The following is an 18,051-nucleotide window of genomic DNA, read 5'->3' as shown; positions in this document are numbered from 1 at the left end:
GCCGTCCAATTCGTACGTTTACGCCGTGAGCCTGTGGACTTCGCTGGAGCCCGCGTCCGCGACTGTGGACCCCGGCAGCAGTACGCGTGTGCGCCTGAGGGTGCGCAATACCGGTGACGTGGTGGACGAGTATCGGTTTGAGCCGGTCGGGGACGTGTCGCCGTGGACGACGGTGGAGCCGCAGACGTTGCGTCTGTATCCGGGGACGACGGGGACGGTGGAGCTGACGTTCGCTCCGCCGCGGACGTCGGATGCGGTGGCGGGGCCGAATCCTTATGCGGTGCGGATTACGCCGACGGAGCATCCGGACGCGGTGACGGTTCCTGAGGGGAATCTGACGATCACGGCGTTCACCGAGGTGCGTGCGGAGTTGGTGCCGCCGACGGTGAAGGGGCGGTTCCGGGGCCGGCCGCGGCTGGCGGTGGACAACCTGGGCAATACGAAGGTGACGGCGTCGGTCGCGGGGAGCGACAACGGGGATCATCTGTCGTACGAGATCCGTCCGGGGAATGTGCAGATCGAGCCGGGGCGTGCGGCGTTCGTGGAGACGACGCTGAAGCCGCGGGAGATCATCTGGTTCGGTTCGAAGGAGGAGCGTCCTTACACGCTGTCGGTGAAGCGGTCGGGGACGGATCCGACGGATGTCGAGGGCACGTATGTGCAGCGTGGGTTTCTGCCGCGCTGGCTGGCCACGTTCTTCGGCATCTTCCTCGCCCTCGCGCTCGCGTTCGTGATGATCTGGATCGCGTACAAGCCTCAGGTGCGTACGAGTGCGACCGAGCAGACGGAGCAGGCCGGCGCCGCCCTCGCCCCCAGCCCCAGCGCCACCCCCGAGACCCTGCCCAGCGCGGCTCCCCCGGCCCCGGCCGAGTCGCCCGCGGCGCAGTCCGCCCAGCCCGACTCGAAGGACGACGGCGGCGGTGGCGGCGGTGGGGGCGGCGACTCGTCCCCGAAGCCGACGAAGAAGGCCAAGCCGCCGGTGCGTACCGCCGCCACGGCGGTGAAGGAGCTGGCCGAACGCAGCGAGGGCCGGCACATCTGCTACCGCGCCTACGTGGCGGACAAGGGCTGGCAGCAACCGGTGTGCGACGGCGCCGAGGCCGGCACCGTCGGCAAGAGCCTGCCGATCAAGGCGCTCAACATCGCCGTGTCCGGCACGAAGGGTGTCTCCGGCAACGGGGCCCACGTCGTCGAGGGCTGGCTGACCGGGGACAAGTGGGCGAGCGCCGGCGACGGCGTCGACATGTACCTCGGGAGCACCAAGGAGGCCGTGTCCTCGCTGGAGGGGTTCACCCTCAAGACGACGGAGGGCATCGTCTGCCCGAACACCCACGTCACGGACGTGGGCTGGCAGAAGCAGGGCTGCACGGAGGACGGGAACTGGCGGTACTTCGGCAGCCCGATGGACCAGCGGCACCAGCTGGAGGCGGTCCGGATCACCGTGTGACGTCGTCGGCAAGGGCAAGACGGTTTGCCCTTGCGACTCCTGACGTCGCATCGGAACGCCACTAGCGTCGCGGCGTGAGCCTATGGACTTCCCTCGAGCCCGCGTCCGCCACCGTCGATCCCGGCAGCAGTACGCGTGTGCGGCTGCGGGTTCGCAATACCGGTGACGTGGTGGATGAGTATCGGTTTGAGCCGGTCGGGGACGTGTCGCCGTGGACGACGGTGGAGCCCCAGACGTTGCGTCTGTATCCGGGGACGACGGGGACGGTGGAGCTGACGTTCGCTCCGCCGCGGACGTCGGATGCGGTGGCGGGGCCGAATCCTTATGCGGTGCGGATTACGCCGACGGAGCATCCGGATGCGGTGACGGTTCCTGAGGGGAATCTGACGATCACGGCGTTCACCGAGGTGCGTGCGGAGTTGGTGCCGCCGACGGTGAAGGGGCGGTTCCGGGGCCGGCCGCGGCTGGCGGTGGACAACCTGGGCAATACGAAGGTGACGGCGTCGGTCGCGGGGAGCGACAACGGGGATCATCTGTCGTACGAGATCCGTCCGGGGAATGTGCAGATCGAGCCGGGGCGTGCGGCGTTCGTGGAGACGACGCTGAAGCCGCGGGAGATCATCTGGTTCGGTTCCAAGGAGGAGCGTCCCTACACGCTGTCGGTGAAGCGGTCCGGGACGGATCCGACGGACGTTGAGGGCACGTATGTGCAGCGTGGGTTTCTGCCGCGCTGGCTGGCCACGTTCTTCGGCATCTTCCTGGCGCTGGCGCTCGCGTTCGTGATGATCTGGATCGCGTACAAGCCGCAGGTGCGTACGAGTGCGACCGAGCAGACGGAGCAGGCCGGCGCCGCCCTCGCCCCCAGCCCCAGCGCGTCCCCCGAGACCCTGCCCAGCCAGGCCGAATCACCCGCGATCGAACCCGAGCCGCAGACCTCCGAGAAGGACGAGAACGACGGCGGCGCCGGTGGCGGTGGCGGTGGCGGAGGAGGCGGCGAGCCCAAGCCCCCGAAGCCGAAGCCCGTCGTGCCCGCCATGAACGTGATGCTGTGGAACGCCACCACCAAGATGTGCGCCGACATCCCCGGGCGGGAGAAGGGCCAGATCAACGGGATCGTCCAGCAGGCCAACTGCCACGAAGAGGGCGACAACCAGTACTGGAACCTCGAAGTGAAGTACGAGAAGGGCGGCCCCGGAGGGGCCCCGCTCTTCCAGATCCGCAACGTCACCGACAAGTTCTGCATGGACCTGGGCGAGTACGACGGCCGTCCCGTCGGAACCGGCATCGGTGAGTTCCACTGCGACGGCACGATGGCGGACAACCAGCTCTGGTACATCCAGAAGCAGAAGAGCGGCGACTACTGGATCCGCAACTTCGCCAGCAACGGCAAGTGCCTGAACGTGAAGGGCCAGCGTGGCGGCACCGAGACCCCGCTGAACATCGCCGACTGCACCAACACCGACGACCAGGAGTGGAAGATCGTCCACCCCAACAAGGACTGACGGCGAAGGGCCGGGAAGCCGCCTCATCAGGTACCTCGGGGCACGCACTACTGCCCCGAGGTCCGCTGACGCCCCGTGAGATCGTCTCTAGCCTCGCCACGTGAGCCTGTGGACTTCCCTGGAGCCCGCGTCCGCGACTGTGGACCCCGGCAGCAGTACGCGTGTGCGCCTGAGGGTGCGCAATACCGGTGACGTGGTGGACGAGTACCGGTTCGAGCCGGTCGGGGACGTGTCCCCCTGGACGACGGTGGAGCCGCAGACGCTGCGTCTGTACCCGGGGACGACGGGGACGGTGGAGCTGACGTTCGCTCCGCCCCGTACCCCCGACGCGGTGGCGGGGCCGAATCCCTACGCGGTGCGGATTACGCCGACGGAGCATCCGGACGCGGTGACGGTTCCTGAGGGGAATCTGACGATCACGGCGTTCACCGAGGTGCGTGCGGAGTTGGTGCCGCCGACGGTGAAGGGGCGGTTCCGGGGCCGGCCGCGGCTGGCGGTGGACAACCTGGGCAATACGAAGGTGACGGCGTCGGTCGCGGGGAGCGACAACGGGGATCATCTGTCGTACGAGATCCGTCCGGGGAATGTGCAGATCGAGCCGGGGCGTGCGGCGTTCGTGGAGACGACGCTGAAGCCGCGGGAGATCATCTGGTTCGGCTCCAAGGAGGAGCGTCCCTACACGCTGTCCGTCAAGCGGTCCGGGACGGATCCGACAGATGTCGAGGGCACGTACGTGCAGCGTGGCTTTCTGCCGCGCTGGCTGGCCACCTTCTTCGGCATCTTCCTCGCCCTCGCGCTCGCGTTCGTGATGATCTGGATCGCGTACAAGCCGCAGGTGCGTACGAGTGCGACCGAGCAGACGGAGCAGGCCGGCGCCGCCCTCGCCCCCAGCCCCAGCGCGTCCCCCGAGACCCTGCCCAGCCAGGCCGAATCACCCGTGGCCGCCGAGCAGCCGCAGCCGCAGCAGTCGGTCACCCAGGAGCCGAAGGACGACGGCCGAGGCAAGGGCGACGGCGACAAGGGCGGCGGCGAGTCCAAGGCGCCCGAGAAGCCCAAGAAGCCGGCGGTGAAGCCGCTGGTGCCCGCCAAGAACGTCATGCTGCGCAACGCCACCACCAAGATGTGCGCCGAGCTGCCGGGCCGCGAGAAGGGCGAGCTGAACGGCCGGGTCCAGCAGTCGGACTGCAACGAGGTCGGCGACAACCAGATCTGGGACCTCGAAGTGAAGTACCCGAAGGGCGGACCCAACGGCGCGCCGCTCTTCCAGATCGTGAACGTCAAGGACCGGCTCTGCATGGACCTGGCGGGCTACGGCGCCGCGCCCGTCACCACGGACATCACCGAGTTCACCTGCGACGGCACGACGGCCGACAACCAGCTCTGGTGGGCCGACAAGCAGGAGAGCGGGGACTACTGGATCCGCAACTTCGCCAGCAACAACAAGTGCCTGGACGTGAGCGGCTACAGCACCGGTCAGGCGTGGGAGAAGCTGACGCTCTACCACTGCAGCAACAGCGACGACCAGGAGTGGAAGATCATCAAGCTGACGGCGAAGTGACGGACCGGGAAGGCGGGATCACCAGTCGCCTTCCCCCGGTACCAGCCGACCGGCCTTGCGGTACTCACGGCGGGCGCCCTCCAGGAGGTCGTCCGCCGTCACCGTTCCCGCGCGTCCGGCGGCGAGATAGGCGGCGGTGACCACCGCACTGCGGATCGAACCGCCCGCCAGCTCGAAGTCCCGGGCGAGGTCCGCCGGGTCGATGCCGTCGACGGACGGGACGTGCGACAGGCCGTGCCGCCACAGCGCGAGGCGCTGGTCGACGTCCGGGAACGGGAAGTCGACCACCAGGTCCAGCCGCCGGGTGAACGCCTCGTCGATGTTGGCGCGCAGGTTGGTGGTGAGCAGGGCGATGCCGTCGAAGGACTCCAGCCGCTGGAGCAGGTAGGCGCTCTCCATGTTGGCGTACTTGTCGTGCGCGTCCTTGACCTCGGAGCGCTTGCCGAAGACGGCGTCGGCCTCGTCGAAGAGCAGTACGGCGTCGGTGCGGTCGGCCTCCGTGAAGATCCGTTCGAGGTTCTTCTCGGTCTCGCCGACGTACTTGTCCACGACCGACGACAGCTGGACCACGTAGAGGTCGAGGCCCAGGTCGGACGCGACCACCTCCGCCGACAGGGTCTTGCCGGTGCCGGACTCGCCGGCGAACAGGCCGAGCACGCCCCGGCCGCGTCCGCCGCCCGCGCTGAGCCGCCATTCCCCGAGGACCTGGTCGCGGTGGCGGGCGCGCAGGGCGAGTTCGCGCAGCTGGGTGAGGGGCTTTTCGGGCAGGACCAGGTCGGTCCAGTCCACGTCGGGCCGGATCCGCCGGGCATGGCTCTCCAGGCCGGAGGCGGACTGCCGGCGGGCGGCGAGGCGGACGTGCTCGGCGGTGAGCGCGGTGCCGTCGAAGGCGGCGAGGGAGAGGGCGGTGAGCGCGGCCCGCTGGATGCGGTCGCCGCCGAGCCGGTACGGGGCGACCGCGGTGGCCAGGTCGAAGCCGTCGGCGTCGGCGCCCAGCGCCGCCCGCCAGGCGGCCGCGCCCCCGGCCCGGCGGCCCGGGGCGTCCAGGACCAGCGGGTCGGCCGGGGACCACTGCGGGTCGTAGGGGCGGGGGTCGGTCATCAGCACGGTGACGTCCGTCGCCGCGGTCAGCTCCCGCACCAGCGGCCCCGGCTTCTCGGGCAGGCCCGACACCACGAGCGCCCGGCCGCTGAGGCGGGCCTCGCGCAGCAGCTCGGGGACGTGGTCCTCGGGCGAGGAGTAGCGCAGCGCGTCGGTCTTCGCGGCCTCCAGCACCGAGGCCAGGGCGGCCAGGCCGTCGCCCTCGCGCGGTTCGCGCAGGTAGGCGGTGAGCGGGCCGTCGTGCAGCCGGGCGGCGAGGCGCCCCACGAAGTCGTCGCTGCCGGCGGCCGTCGAGGGCAGCGGCCGCGGCATCGGCAGCTCAAGACCGAGCAGCGCGGCGTCGGGGGTGTCGTCGCCCAGCAGGTGGCCGATCAGGCGGTCGGGCACCCGCAGCGAACGGGTGAGGAAGGGCCGCTCGGGCTCCTCCACCTCCAGCAGGCCCAGGGCGCACAGCGGTGCAGAGGCGTGGAACCGGGCCCGGGCCGCGGGCAGGTGCGCGGGCACCCCGCACAGTTCGAGGGCGAGGCTCACGGTGGCGCGGCGGCGGCTCACGTCGTTGTTGAGGTAGCCGTAGAGCGGCTCGAAGGTGCGGTCGACGTCGGGTGCCAGGGCGACGAGCAGGACCGAGCTGTCCAGTTCGGTCAGCCCGGTGCGCCCCGCCAGCCACGCCAGCCGGTCCCCGGGCCCCGTCGGACCGCCCACGGCGACCGGCTCGCCGGTCCCCGGGTCCCCGCCGGTCGGCCAGGTGCGCAGCAGGTGGTGGACGGCCTCGTCCGACAGGTAGAGGCCGCGCAGCGGGTCGTCGGCCGTCGGGTCGGTGGCGGCGCGGTGCTCGACCAGCGCGGTCACCCGTTCCCGGAGCGCGGACAGACGGACCGTCAGCACCTCGGCGGGGTGGTCGTACGGGTCGGTCGCGGAGCCGGTACGGGCGGTCTCCGGGGCGTCGGTGTGCGGAACGTTCATCGCCTGCCCGTACGGGTGTCCGTCGGGTCCTTGCGCTCCAGCGCCTCCTTGCGGGCGGCGCGGGCCGCGGCCACCTGGTGCGGCCGGTGGGAGCGCCCGGTGGACATCGGCGGGTCGCCGTCGATGCCGCCGACCAGGACCGTCGCGCCCTCGGTGACCGGGGGCCCGGCGTCGTACTCGGGGAACGCCGGGAACGGCACGGTCACCACCAGGTCGAGGGACGGCTTCAGTTCGCCGCCCAGGGCGGACCAGATCTCGGCGAGCGAGCGGGACTCGGTCTGCACGCCGGCCACCGTCATCGGCACCGACAGGTCGAGCGCGGCCAGGGACGGGGGGAGTTCGGCGGGCGCCAGGAGTTCGCGCGGCAGCAGGGTCGCCAGTACGGCGGACAGCAGCCGGTGTTCGTCCTGCGGGGTCTTCGTCCAGGCCGTCACCAGGTACGACAGCTTGAACCAGCGCGGCGGGCGGCGGCGCCGCACCACGATGTTCCGGTCGTCGTGGACGGGCATCTTCCCGCTCTGGCGCCGGGCCGTGTCCTCCCGGATGTCGTACAGATACGCGTTGACCACGGGGCCGTTGCGCCGGGCCGCCCAGTCGCGGGTGGGCGCCTCGAAGGCCACGTCGATGCCCGAGCCGGCCAACGCCCCACTTTTGATGAGGCCCTTGAGGACCTCGTCCACCTCGTGGATCACGCCAGCACTCCCGCCCTGCCCGTACTCGAGTCCGCCCGGCCCTGCCGCAGCCGTCCCTCACCGATCGTGTCCCCGCCGCCGTCCCGTCCGCAGGCGCGCCGGGGACGACGGCGGGGCAGGGCGTTCTGCCCCCGCGGCCCCGAGGGTCCGCTCTCGATTGCCCGTTCGGTCAGATGTAGCCTTCCCTGAGGGCATAGGCCACGGCGTGCGCGCGGTTGCGCAGGTGCAGTCGCGTGGTGAGTCCGTGCATGACGTTCTTGACGGTCCGTTCGGAGTAGGACAACTTGCCCGCGATCTCTCCGGTGTCGAGACCCTCGGCGACCAGACGCAGGACGTCCACCTCACGGGGTGCGAGGCCCAGTGAGGGGGCGCCGGGGCGGCCCGCCGCGCCCCGGTGCAGCGTGCCCACCTGGCTGATGAGCCGGCCGAGCAGGTCCGCGGGCAGGTCTCCGTCGCCGCGCGCCGCGGCCAGCACCGCCTGCACCAGCCGGTGCGCGGTGGCCTCGTGCCGCCAGACGATGGCGCCGACGCCGCACTCGACGACGTCGAGCAGTTCGCTCTCGCGGATCGCGCCGACCACGAGCACGGCACGCGCGCCCTCGCTGCGCACGATCCGGCGCAGCCGGGTGAGCGCCGCCTCGTCCAGCGTGTCCTCGATCAGCAGGGCCACCGTGCCCGGCCCCGAGTCCTCGCGCAGGTCGATCTCCGGATGCCGCCGCAGCTGGCTGATCGCGCCCTCGCGGCTGATCGGATCCGGAGCGGTCACCGCCACCGGCACACGCCGGTCGGTGACGCCGACGGCTCCGCCGGAGCCGCGGGTGGTCGTGGTGATGGTGGTCCGGGGTGAGTTGAGCAACCGTTTCCCCCCTGTTCACGAGCCCGTTACGCGGCGCAGGCCGGTAGCGGATGAGCGTGTTCCACACTTCTGTGACAAGTGGGACTTCGCAATCGTGGAGCACCACGAGGCACACCACGAGACCAGCGCGACCAGCACCACGAACCACCAACACCGGGACGTTTCAGCAGGTCACAAGGGTGCGGGCAAGGATGCGTGGGCCCGTGGGGGTCGCCGCGGACCACCGTGAGCCCCGACACAGCCACCGCCGGGTCCGGGGACGCGGCGCGGCGACATCGGCGAGTTCATGCCACCCATCAGCCCGTTCAGACGTCTCACACACCGGGGGAGCACCATCCACCACAGGAGGCACCGATGACCGGACCGCTGCGCGAACGGGACGACGCCCACGCGCTGCTCGCGGCCGAGATCGAACGCGCGCGGGCCGGCACCGGCCGCCTCGTCCTGCTGCGTGGTGCGAGCGGCACCGGCCGCACCGCCGTCCTGGAGACCGCCGCCCGGCACGCCGCCGACCGCGGCCTGCGCGTGCTGCGCGTGCGGTGCTCGCCCGAGGACACCGCGGTGCCCTTCTCCGCCGTCCTCCATCTCCTCGGCCCGGTCCCCGAGTTCACCGACGTGGCGCCCGGGGACGACGACCGGGGCAGCGCGGCCCGGCTGTGGCGGCTGCTGCGCTCCTACGCGGCGGAGGGCCCGCTGCTGGTCGCCGTGGACGACGTCCACCTCGCCGACGAGCCCTCGAGGCGCTGGCTGGCGGAGGCGGGCCGGCACGTCGACCGATTACCGCTTCTGCTGGTCGCCACCGAGCGCAGCCAGTACGACATCGAACCGCGGCCCGCCGGACTCACCCAGGCGCTGTCGCCCTCCCTCGTGCGCACCCACACCCTCGCCCCGCTCAGTGACGCGGCGGCGGCCGGGCTGGTCCGCGCCGCCTTCCCCGGCGCCTCGGCACGGTGGACGGCGGACTGCGTACGGGCCGGTGCGGGCAGCCCGTTGCTGCTGCACGCCCTGCTGGACGACCTGGGCGGCACCCGGCACCCCGAGGGCCTGCCGCGGGTGCCCGAGACGTCCGCGGAGCTGTACCCCGGGTCCTACCCGGCGGCCGTCTCCTGGTGGCTGAAGAGCGCGGGCCCCGCGACGGCCGACGTCGCCCGCAGCCTCGCGGCCCTGGAACAGGCCTGGCCCCAGGGCCGGCCGCAGCGCCGGGCCGGGCTTCGGCATGCCCTCGACCAGCCGGCCCCACCGACCCCCACGGGGCACGCGGAGCCGGAGCACGACCGGCCCGCCGAGTACGGGGACGGCGGCCCGTACCCGCAGCCCGTGCGGTACGCCCGGACCGAGACCCGGCGAGCGGCCTGCGCTGACCCGGGCCCGTCGCAGGCCCTCGACCCCCTCATCACGGATCCGGCCCCCCTCACCACCGCCCCCGGTCCGCACACCGACCCCTGGTCCGGCGGCTTCGGCCCCGGATCCGGCGGCGTAAACCGTGCCGGGCGGGGGCCGTACGGGGAGACGACGGTGCCCGCGCAGGGCGGCGCCGGCGTCGAGCACCAGGCGCACGGGCCGTACGCGCGTTCCGGCCGCGACGTGCCGGGGAGCGAGGGCGGCCCGTCGTACGCGCTCCACGAGGAGTACGAGGCGTTCCCGGGGGACACGCCCGCCTCCTGCTACGGCCCTGACGACCCGTCCGCTCACCTCCGGCACCGCATGCCCGGCCGCTGGCGCAGGCCCACTTCCCCGGAGGGGCCCGCGGGCGCGGCCGGCGCCGGGGACCCCGTCGACGTGCTCGCCGAGGCCGCCGGGGCCGACCCCGCGCGGGTCGCCGGCTGGCTCGCCGCCATGACGCGGCTCGGTCTGCTGCGCAACGACGCGGGCGGCCGCCCCCGCTTCGCCCACCCGCTGCTGCGCGACGCCGTGCTCACCGGCTGGCCCCGGCCCCGCCGGGAGGCCGTGCACCGGGCGGCGGCGGAGGCCATGCTGCGCCGGGGCGACCGGGTCGAGGCGGTCGCCCGGCACCTGCTGCGCACCCCGGCGGTCGGCGAGCCCTGGGCGCTGCGGGTGCTGCGGGACGCCGTGACGGTCGCGGTGCACGACGGCCGCCCGGACGACGCCGTCGCCTACCTGCGCCGGGCCCTGGACGAGCGGCTGACCGACGACCTGCGCCAGCGGCTGCTGACCGAACTGGGCTCCCTGGAGTACGCGTCCGCCGACACCCCCGCCGCCATCGCCCGCCTCGCCGAGGCCCAGCACCTGCCGGCCGAGCCCCGCAACCGGGTGCGCACGGCGGTCGCCCTCGGCACCGCCCTGGCCGGCCGCGGCGAGATCCGTACCGCCATGGAGGTGCTGCGCCGCACGGAGGGCCGCCTCTCCGGCCACCCCGGCCTGGCCCGCACCGTGCAGACCGCCACCGCGATGCTGTCCGACGAGGACCTGGGGACCCGGCAGGAGGTGTACCGCTGGCTGTCCGAGACCGGCCGGCACTCCCCGGAGCTGTTGGGCACCGCCGGACAGGCCCTGCTGGTGCGGTACGCGGCGACGGCCGCGCTGATCTCCGCCGAGGAGGCCATGGTCCGGGTACGGGACCTGCTGGCGCAGCCCACCGACCCGCTCGCCGAGCCCTTCCTGCTGGGCACCGCCGCCGCGGTCGCCCAGTGGGCCGACGAACTCGACGAGGCGGACCGGCTGGTGGAGCGCGGCCTGGCCGGACAGCACCCCGCCCTGCTGCACCCGATGCAGCACGCGATCCTCAACACCCGCGCCGACATCGACGCCGCCCGCGGCGACCTGGCCCGGCTGCTCGCCACCGACCCGGGACGCGCCAACGGCCCCACCAACCGGGACGCGCACGCCCTGATGGCCCTCGTCCACACCGGCCGCATCGACGAGGCGCTGCGCTACGCCGACCGCTTCGACCTGCGCGAGGTGCCCGAGAACTGGGAGTTGAACCGCTACCTGTACGCGCGGGGCGTGCTGCGCGCCGCCACCGGCGACCCGGCGGGCGCGCTGCACGACTTCCTGGAGTGCGGGCGGCGCCAGTCGGCCCGCGAGGTGGTCAGCCCGGTCGTCACCCCGTGGCGGACGGCGGTCGCGGAGTGCCGGCTGGCCCTGGGCGGCGGCCCGGAGGCGCTGGCCCTGGCGACGGAGGAACTGCGGCTCGCCCGGGTGTGGAACACCCCGCGCACCGTGGGCCGCGCGCTGAGCGTGCTGGGCACCGCGACCGGCGGGCGCCGCGGTCTGGAGCTGGCCGAGGAGGCCGTACGGACCCTGCGGGACGCGCCCGCCGACACCGACATGGAGCTGATACCGGCCCTGCTCGCCCAGGGCCGCCAGCTGATCGCGGCCGGTGAACGCGGACGCGCCCGCGCCCGGCTGCGCGAGGCGGCCGAACTCGCCGAGCGCAAGGGCGCCCTGCGCTGGCTCACCCTGGCCGGGCAGTCCCTGCGCGAGGGCGGCGCCCGGGGCTCCGTCGCGTCCCACACCGGCGCCGGGTCGCTGACCGGCAGTGAGCGCCGGATCGCCGAACTGGCCGCCGACGGCCGCACGAACACCGAGATCGCCGAGCTGCTGCACCTGGCCCGGCGCACCGTCGAGACCCATCTGACCAGCACCTACCGCAAGCTGCGGATACGGCGCAGGACCGAGCTGCCCGCCGCGCTGGACCGGGAGCGCGGACGCGACCGGCCCCGGGCGCAGGGCTGACGGACCGGCCCCGACGGCTCACAGGTCCCGCAGCAACCGCCCGATCTCCAGCTGTTCGGCCTCCAGCGGGTCGCCGTCCTCGACGTTCCACAGGAAGTTCTGGAGGACGCGGGCGAGGGACCAGGCGCGGGCCCGCTGCCGGTCGAGGCCGAGGACGTCGGTCATCGCGTCGAAGCGCCACCGGGTCTCCGCCGGGTCGTAGCGGTTGTCCAGGGCGGGCAGCAGGTCGAACCCGGGGTCACCGGCCAGCGGCTTGGGGTCGATGGCCAGCCAGGGGGCGCGTGCGGAGGCGAGTACGTTCTCGAAGTGCAGGTCCCAGTGGAGCAGCCGGTCGCCGGGCTCGTCGGCGACCTCGCGCAGGGCGGCGGCGCAGTCGGCGACCAGCCTCCGGTCCGCCGGGTCCGGGATGGCGCCCAGGGCCCCGGGCGTCCGCTCCAGCATGGCCCGCGCGATGTCCCCGAGGCGGCGCATGCCGGGCGGCGCGGGGGTCGAGGTGAGGTGGGCGAGGAGCCGGGCGATGACGAGGACGGCCGCGCGGGAGTCCTCGACATGGCTGAGCATGCGGTCCGCGTCCAGCCGCTCCAGGAGCATCGTGCCGGTGGCCGGGTCGTGGTCGAGCAGGCGGACCGCCCCGTCCCCGTCCCACACCCGCAGCGCGACGGGCTCGCCCTCGCTCTCCTCGTCGAGGATCTGGAGCTTCAGCACGGCCGGGACGCCGTCGCGGCCCACGACCGGCAGCACCAGCGCCGCCCAGCCGTGCATGGAGGGCCCGTCCAGCCGCAGCTCCCACCGCCGCAGGAAGGAGGCGGCCAGCTCCGGCAGTCCGTCGATGAAGGCGCGCCCCGCCTCTCCGTTGTACTTCGCCTGCGCGGCCGCGAGTCCGTCCGGAACGTCGATCACGGGCGACGACGCTACCTGGACGCGGTGTCGCGGTCACGTGGATATCGGGGGCCCTGGCGGGGGAGGGGGACTTCCGCTCAGGCCACCGGCTCCGGCACCGGGTCGTCGGCCGGGGCGTCGTGTCTCGGGGCCTTGGCCGTCACCATCAGGCCCGCGACCAGTGCGGCCAGCAGCATGATGCCGGCGGCCACCCAGATGGCGACCGTGTAGCCGTGGACGATGCCCTCCCGGACGACCTGTGCCCGCCGCGTCGGGTCGGTGAGGTGGGAGGCGATGTAGGACGCGCTGGTGCCGGTCGCGATGGTGTTGAGCAGCGCGGTGCCGATCGAGCCGCCGATCTGCTGCGAGGTGTTGACGGTCGCCGAGGTCACGCCGGAGTCCCTCGGGGCGACCCCGGCGGTGGCGGTGGAGAAGACCGGCATGAAGGTCAGGCCCATGCCGAGCCCCATCAGGATCAGCGCGGGCAGGATCTCGGAGGCGTAGGCGGAGTCCACGGTCATCTGCGTCAGGATCACCATGCCGCCGCAGGCGAGGAGCATGCCCGGCACCATCAGCATGCGCGGGCCCACGCGCGGCAGCAGCCGGGCGGAGATCTGGGTGGAGCCCGTGAGGATGGACGCGGTCATCGGCAGGAAGGCCAGACCGGTCGTCAGGGGGGAGTAGGCGAGGACGACCTGGAGGTAGTAGGTCATGAAGAGGAACATCCCGAACATGCCGATGACGGCCAGCATCATCGTCACCATGCAGCCGGCCCGGTTGCGGTCGCGGATGATGTGCAGGGGCAGCAGCGGCATCGGAGCGCGGGTCTGCCACCACACGAAGGCGGCCAGCAGGACGACGGACCCGGCGAACAGGGCCAGCACCAGCGGGTCGCTCCAGCCCCGGGGCTGCGCCTCGCCGAAGCCGTAGACGAGGGCGACCAGGCCGCCGCAGCCGAGCAGCACGCCGGGGACGTCGAGGCGGGCGTCGCCGTGGCCGGGACGGTCGCGCAGCAGGGTGTAGGCGCCGATGACGGCGGCGACGGCGAAGGGGATGTTGACGTACAGGCACCAGCGCCAGTTCAGGTACTCCGTGAGCACGCCGCCGACGATGAACCCCGCGGCGGCGCCGCTCGCGGCCAGCGTGCCGTAGATGCCGAACGCCTTCGCCCGTTCCCGCGGGTCGCTGAACGTGGTGCTCAGCAGGGAGAGCGCGGACGGCGCGAGCAGGGCGGCGAACACGCCCTGGAGGGCGCGGGCGCCGAAGAGCATCGCCGGGGTGGACGCGGCACCGCCGAGCGCCGAGGCGGCGGCGAAGCCGATCAGCCCGATGACGAAGGTCCGTTTCCGTCCCACCAGGTCGGCGACCCGGCCGCCGAGCAGCAGCAGACCGCCGAAGGCGAGGGTGTAGGCGGTGATCACCCACTGGCGGTTGCCGTCGGACATGCCCAGGTCGCGCTGCGCGGACGGCAGCGCGATGTTCACGATGGTCGCGTCCAGTACGACCATCAGCTGGGCCAGGGCGATCACCACCAGCCCCCACCAGCGGCGGGGGTCGGCATCCGTGGGCGCGGCCGGCTCACCTGACCAGGTGCCACTCATCTGGCCAGAAGACCACGGATCGGGGCATGTCGCATGCTTTCCGTGTCCGGTCGTGACGGTCGGTCACGGCACCAGGACCACCTTGCCGGTCGTGCCGCGGTTCTCCAGCGCTCGGTGCGCGGCGGCGGCAGCGGCGAGCGGGAAGCGGTGCACCGCCGGGACGAGGCGGCCCGCGGCGGCCTCGCCGAGCGCGCGCAGTTCGAGGGTGCGCAGGGGATCGGCGCCGCCGGCCCGCTCCAGCATCACCGGGCCGAGTACCTGCTCGGAGACGCCGTCGACCAGGTACGGCGAGCCGTCGAGCGGACCCGCCGCCGACCACCCGAAGACCACGTGCCGGCCGCCCGGCCCGAGCAGCGCGACGGCCTCGCGGGCCACGTCGCCGCCGACGCCGTCGAGGACGACCGTCGCCGGGCGCCCGCCGAGGTGGGCGCGGACCTTCTCCGGCCACCTCGGGTCCTTGTAGTCGACGGCGAGGTCGGCGCCGTTCGCGGCGACCCGGGCGGTCTTCTCGGGGCCTCCGGCGAGTCCGATCACGGTGGCGCCGGCGTTCTTCGCGTACTGCGTCAGCAGGGTGCCGAGGCCCCCGGCGGCGGCCGGGATCACGGCCACGGTGCCGGGGCCGAGGTCGGCGAACTGGACGATCCCCATCGCCGTACGGCCCGTGCCGATCATGGCGACGGCCTCGGCGAAGTCCAGGTTCTCCGGGATCTCGTGCAGGCGCGCCAGGTCGGCGACGGCGAGTTCGGCGTAGCCCCCGGGAGCGAAGCCGAGGTGGACGACGACGCGCCTGCCGAGCCGGTCCGCCGGGACGCCCTCCCCGACGGACTCGACGACGCCCGCGACCTCGCGGCCGGGGACGGTGGGCAGGTCGGCCGGTGCGGGCAGCGGCCCCTGGGCGCCCTCCCGCAGGGCGGTGTCCAGGAGGTGGACGCCCGCCGCGCGGACGGCGATCCGGACCTGGCCCGGGCCGGGCCGCGGATCCTCGACCTCCTCCAGGACGAGGTTCTCCGCCGGACCGAAGGCGTGCAGACGGATGGCGTGCATGTGGGTCCCCCAACGGAAGAGTGGTCCGTACGGGCCTGTGCCGGCCGGTACGGACTCCACTCAACGACCTCAAGCATGCTTGAGGTCAAGTTCCCTGCGGCCCCGGCCGAGGGCGAGGGAGACCGCGGTGAGCGCGCTGTTGAAGGAGACCTCGGAGAGCAGGCCCGGCGCGGCCACCTGGTCCCCGGCGAGATACACCCCGTCGCCCCGGTCGACGGCGGGCCGGTCCCGCCACGTGGTGCCGGGCGGGTCGACGGCGCCGGTACGGCCGTTCGCGACCGCCTCGCGCCGCCAGGTCACCCGCTCGCGCCAGCCGGGCATCCCGAGATCCAGCAGCTCCTCGGCGCGGGCGGTCCCGTCGGCCTTCGACTCCCGCGGTGCGACGGGGATCTGCCCCTGGATCAGCTGCTCGCCCGCCGGGGCCAGGGTGCGGTCCTGCGCGGTGAACCGCTCGATCCAGCCCGGCGCGTCCAGGTCGGAGACCGCGAACGCGTCACCGCGCCGGGTCCGCAGGGCCAGGTCGACGAGGACGGTGCGCCCGCTCGGCCAGGTCAGCGCGGGGTCGCCCAGCAGCCGGCGGGCCGCGTCCAGCGAGGTGGCGACGACGACCGGGGCGTCGGTGGGGAGGGCGTCGACCCGGGAGAGCGTCTCGACCCGGACGCCGAGGTTCCAGGCCAGGGCGGCCATCCGGTCGACGACCCCGGCCCAGCCGCCGCGCGGGTAGTGCGCCTCGGGCGGCAGCTTGGCGGCCCGGCGCAGCCGCTCCTGCACGAAGGCCGCCGACAGCGACCCGGGGTCGTGGTGGAACAGCGCGACGGCGCAGTAGTGGGCGGCGGCCCGCGCCCCCTCCTCGCCCGCGACACCGGTCGCCCAGGTCAGGAAGTCGGTGTCGACGGGCGCCGGACCCAGGCCCCGGCGCAGCAGCTTGAGCATGGCGAAGGGCGGGGTGCGGCGCAGCGCGCCCTTGTGCCGCAGCCGCAGCCGGGCCGCCTCCAGCGGCGGGAGGGGCGCGAGCGGACCGATCAGGTCGCGCTGCCGCAGCCACGACCAGTGCGGGCCGCCGTTGTAGAGGGCGTGCGGGCCTTCGTTGGTCCGGTAGGGGCCCTCGGCGGTCCGGGCGCGGCCGCCGAGCGTGTGGTGGGCCTCGTGGACGGTGACCTTGGCGCCCGCCTCGGCGGCGGTGATGGCCGCGGTCAGTCCGGCGAGGCCGCCGCCGACGACGGTGATGCGATGCATGGCTCGGGGTCTCCCTCGGGTCGGGGTCGCCTGGTGCGTGACCTGTCTGCCCCTACGACGCGCGAGGGGGTGCCGAATGTGACATCGCGCCGGAGAGGGATGCGTTCGCGCAGGCCGGCGCCGGTTGTCAGTGGCGGGGTGCAGCATGGGGTCATGGCGAGGAGAGCGGCGGGCGGGCGGGGTACGACGGTGCGGGCGGCGCGGCGCCCGGAGCTGCGGCTGCCGCCGCTGGCGCCGTTCGGGGACGGGGGGCTGGAGCCGGACGGGGACTACGACGCGCTGGACTTCGAGGAGACGGATCTGACCGGCCAGGACGGCGCGGGCGCCCGCTTCATGGACTGCGCGCTGACCGGGTGCGCGCTGGACGAGGCGTCGCTGCCCCGGGCCCGGCTGCTCGACTCGGTCCTCACCGGCGTCCGCGGCGTGGGCACGAACCTGGCGGAGGCCACCCTGCGCGACGTCGAGCTGCGGGACGCCCGCCTCGGCGGCACCCAGCTGCACGGCGCCGTGCTGGAGCGGGTCCTGATCCGCGGCGGCAAGATCGACTACCTGAACCTGCGCCGGTCCCGGCTCAAGGACGTCGTCTTCGAGAGCTGCGTCCTGGTCGAACCGGACTTCGGCGGCGCCCGCCTGGAGCGCGTCGAGTTCGTGGACTGCGCCCTGAAGGAGGCGGACCTCAGCGCGGCCACCCTCGTCGACGTCGACCTGCGCGGCGCCGCCCCGCTGGAGCTGGCCCGGGGCGTGGACCGCCTGTCGGGCGCCGTGATCAGCCCGGCCCAACTCCTCGACCTGGCACCGGTACTGGCGGCGGAGCTGGGGGTGCGGGTGCTGGCGGACGGGTAGCGCCGGGCCGGGGCGTCAGGATGGGCGCGCTGGGGTGGCGCGTCAGGATGGGCGCGCCAAGCGGGGCGTCGGGACGGGCGCGCCGGAGTGGGGCGTCGGGATGGGCGCGCCGGGGTGGGGCGTCAGGGCAGGCGGGGGAAGCGGGCCTGGAGGGTCCAGATCGCCGGGTTGTCCGCCAGGTCCTCGTGCATGTCGGTCAGATCGGCGAGCAGGTCGTGCAGGAAGTCCCGGGACTCCCGGCGCAGTTCCGCGTGGGAGAAGGACAGCGGGGGCTCGTCCGCCGGCATCCAGTCCGCCTCGATGTCGACCCAGCCGAAGCGGCGCTCGAAGAGCAGACGGTCCGTGGACTCGGTGAAGTCCAGCTCCGCCCGCTGCGGCCGGGCCGCCCGGGAGCCCGCCGGGTCCCGGTCCACGCGCTCCACGATGTCGCAGAGCGCCCAGGCGAAGTCGAGCACCGGCACCCATCCCCAGGCTGTGGACAGCTCCCGGTCGGCCTTGGTGTCGGCGAGATAGACGTCCCCGCAGAACAGGTCGTGCCGCAGCGCGCGGACGTCCGCGCGCCGGTAGTCCGTCTGCGGCGGGTCGGGGAAGCGGGTGGAGAGGGCGTAACCGATGTCGAGCACGCAGGTGATG

Annotated in this window: 13 protein-coding genes; 5 read left to right on the top strand and 8 right to left on the bottom strand. The window is 73.6% G+C overall.

Going from position 1 to position 18,051, the window contains the following annotated elements; genetic code table 11:
- Positions 1-25: 25 nt before the first annotated feature.
- From ACZ67M_RS31235 to ACZ67M_RS31225, 3 genes are all read left to right on the top strand, one after another.
- Positions 26-1,447, top strand: coding sequence for a hydrolase (locus tag ACZ67M_RS31235; protein WP_469853736.1), 1,422 nt, complete (start codon positions 26-28; stop codon positions 1,445-1,447).
- Between the two features lie 74 nt (positions 1,448-1,521).
- Positions 1,522-2,949, top strand: coding sequence for a ricin-type beta-trefoil lectin domain protein (locus ACZ67M_RS31230; RefSeq protein ID WP_392102432.1), 1,428 nt, complete (start codon positions 1,522-1,524; stop codon positions 2,947-2,949).
- Between the two features lie 100 nt (positions 2,950-3,049).
- The gene (locus ACZ67M_RS31225) at positions 3,050-4,507 is read left to right on the top strand and encodes an RICIN domain-containing protein (RefSeq protein WP_469853735.1); all 1,458 of its coding nucleotides are present in this window, start codon (positions 3,050-3,052) and stop codon (positions 4,505-4,507) included.
- 18 nt (positions 4,508-4,525) lie between these two features.
- Here the strand turns inward: ACZ67M_RS31225 and ACZ67M_RS31220 are convergent, their stop codons facing one another.
- From ACZ67M_RS31220 to ACZ67M_RS31210, 3 genes are all read right to left on the bottom strand, one after another.
- Positions 4,526-6,571, bottom strand: a complete 2,046-nt coding sequence (locus tag ACZ67M_RS31220) for an ATP-binding protein (protein WP_469853734.1) — start codon at positions 6,569-6,571, stop codon at positions 4,526-4,528.
- Positions 6,568-7,263: a Pvc16 family protein gene (locus ACZ67M_RS31215; RefSeq protein ID WP_385801689.1), complete on the bottom strand. Its 696-nt coding sequence runs from the start codon at positions 7,261-7,263 to the stop codon at positions 6,568-6,570. Before ACZ67M_RS31215 ends, ACZ67M_RS31220 begins: the two co-directional genes overlap by 4 nt.
- A gap of 169 nt (positions 7,264-7,432) precedes the next feature.
- A complete protein-coding gene (locus ACZ67M_RS31210; protein WP_352156174.1) occupies positions 7,433-8,119 on the bottom strand; it encodes a helix-turn-helix transcriptional regulator in 687 nt (228 codons plus the stop codon).
- Between the two features lie 354 nt (positions 8,120-8,473).
- On the opposite strand from ACZ67M_RS31210, the gene ACZ67M_RS31205 reads away from it, so the two are divergent.
- Complete coding sequence (locus tag ACZ67M_RS31205) at positions 8,474-11,815, top strand: helix-turn-helix transcriptional regulator (protein ID WP_469853733.1); 3,342 nt, start codon at positions 8,474-8,476, stop codon at positions 11,813-11,815.
- Between the two features lie 18 nt (positions 11,816-11,833).
- Here ACZ67M_RS31205 and ACZ67M_RS31200 read toward each other — a convergent pair whose 3' ends face one another.
- The 4 genes from ACZ67M_RS31200 to ACZ67M_RS31185 all read right to left on the bottom strand — a co-directional run bounded on the left by ACZ67M_RS31200 (position 11,834) and on the right by ACZ67M_RS31185 (position 16,575).
- Positions 11,834-12,715 carry an aminoglycoside phosphotransferase family protein gene (locus ACZ67M_RS31200; RefSeq protein ID WP_469853732.1) on the bottom strand — a complete coding sequence of 294 codons (882 nt, stop codon included), beginning with the start codon at positions 12,713-12,715 and terminating at the stop codon, positions 11,834-11,836.
- A gap of 77 nt (positions 12,716-12,792) precedes the next feature.
- A complete protein-coding gene (locus ACZ67M_RS31195) occupies positions 12,793-14,295 on the bottom strand; it encodes an MFS transporter (RefSeq protein WP_392015892.1) in 1,503 nt (500 codons plus the stop codon).
- A 63-nt stretch (positions 14,296-14,358) separates the two neighbouring features.
- Complete coding sequence (locus ACZ67M_RS31190) at positions 14,359-15,339, bottom strand: zinc-binding dehydrogenase (RefSeq protein ID WP_467322416.1); 981 nt, start codon at positions 15,337-15,339, stop codon at positions 14,359-14,361.
- 69 nt (positions 15,340-15,408) lie between these two features.
- Positions 15,409-16,575: an FAD-dependent oxidoreductase gene (locus tag ACZ67M_RS31185; RefSeq protein WP_392015887.1), complete on the bottom strand. Its 1,167-nt coding sequence runs from the start codon at positions 16,573-16,575 to the stop codon at positions 15,409-15,411.
- A 153-nt stretch (positions 16,576-16,728) separates the two neighbouring features.
- Here ACZ67M_RS31185 and ACZ67M_RS31180 point away from each other — a divergent pair, with 153 nt between their 5' ends.
- Entirely contained in the window at positions 16,729-17,418 is a 690-nt protein-coding gene (locus tag ACZ67M_RS31180; RefSeq protein WP_469853731.1) for a pentapeptide repeat-containing protein, read from the top strand.
- A gap of 122 nt (positions 17,419-17,540) precedes the next feature.
- Here the strand turns inward: ACZ67M_RS31180 and ACZ67M_RS31175 are convergent, their stop codons facing one another.
- Positions 17,541-18,041 carry a hypothetical protein gene (locus ACZ67M_RS31175; protein WP_450734831.1) on the bottom strand — a complete coding sequence of 167 codons (501 nt, stop codon included), beginning with the start codon at positions 18,039-18,041 and terminating at the stop codon, positions 17,541-17,543.
- Between the last annotated feature and the right edge of the window lie 10 nt (positions 18,042-18,051).

Source organism: Streptomyces sp. NPDC107500 (genome assembly GCF_055582785.1).
This window is presented reverse-complemented; position numbering and strand designations above follow the sequence as displayed.

Coding starts and splice junctions, on each gene's coding strand:
- ACZ67M_RS31220 (WP_469853734.1), bottom strand. CDS start 6,571: ATGAACGTTCCGCACACCGACGCCCCGGAGACCGCCCGTACCGGCTCC.
- ACZ67M_RS31205 (WP_469853733.1), top strand. CDS start 8,474: ATGACCGGACCGCTGCGCGAACGGGACGACGCCCACGCGCTGCTCGCG.
- ACZ67M_RS31195 (WP_392015892.1), bottom strand. CDS start 14,295: ATGAGTGGCACCTGGTCAGGTGAGCCGGCCGCGCCCACGGATGCCGAC.
- ACZ67M_RS31190 (WP_467322416.1), bottom strand. CDS start 15,339: ATGCACGCCATCCGTCTGCACGCCTTCGGTCCGGCGGAGAACCTCGTC.
- ACZ67M_RS31185 (WP_392015887.1), bottom strand. CDS start 16,575: ATGCATCGCATCACCGTCGTCGGCGGCGGCCTCGCCGGACTGACCGCG.
- ACZ67M_RS31180 (WP_469853731.1), top strand. CDS start 16,729: ATGGCGAGGAGAGCGGCGGGCGGGCGGGGTACGACGGTGCGGGCGGCG.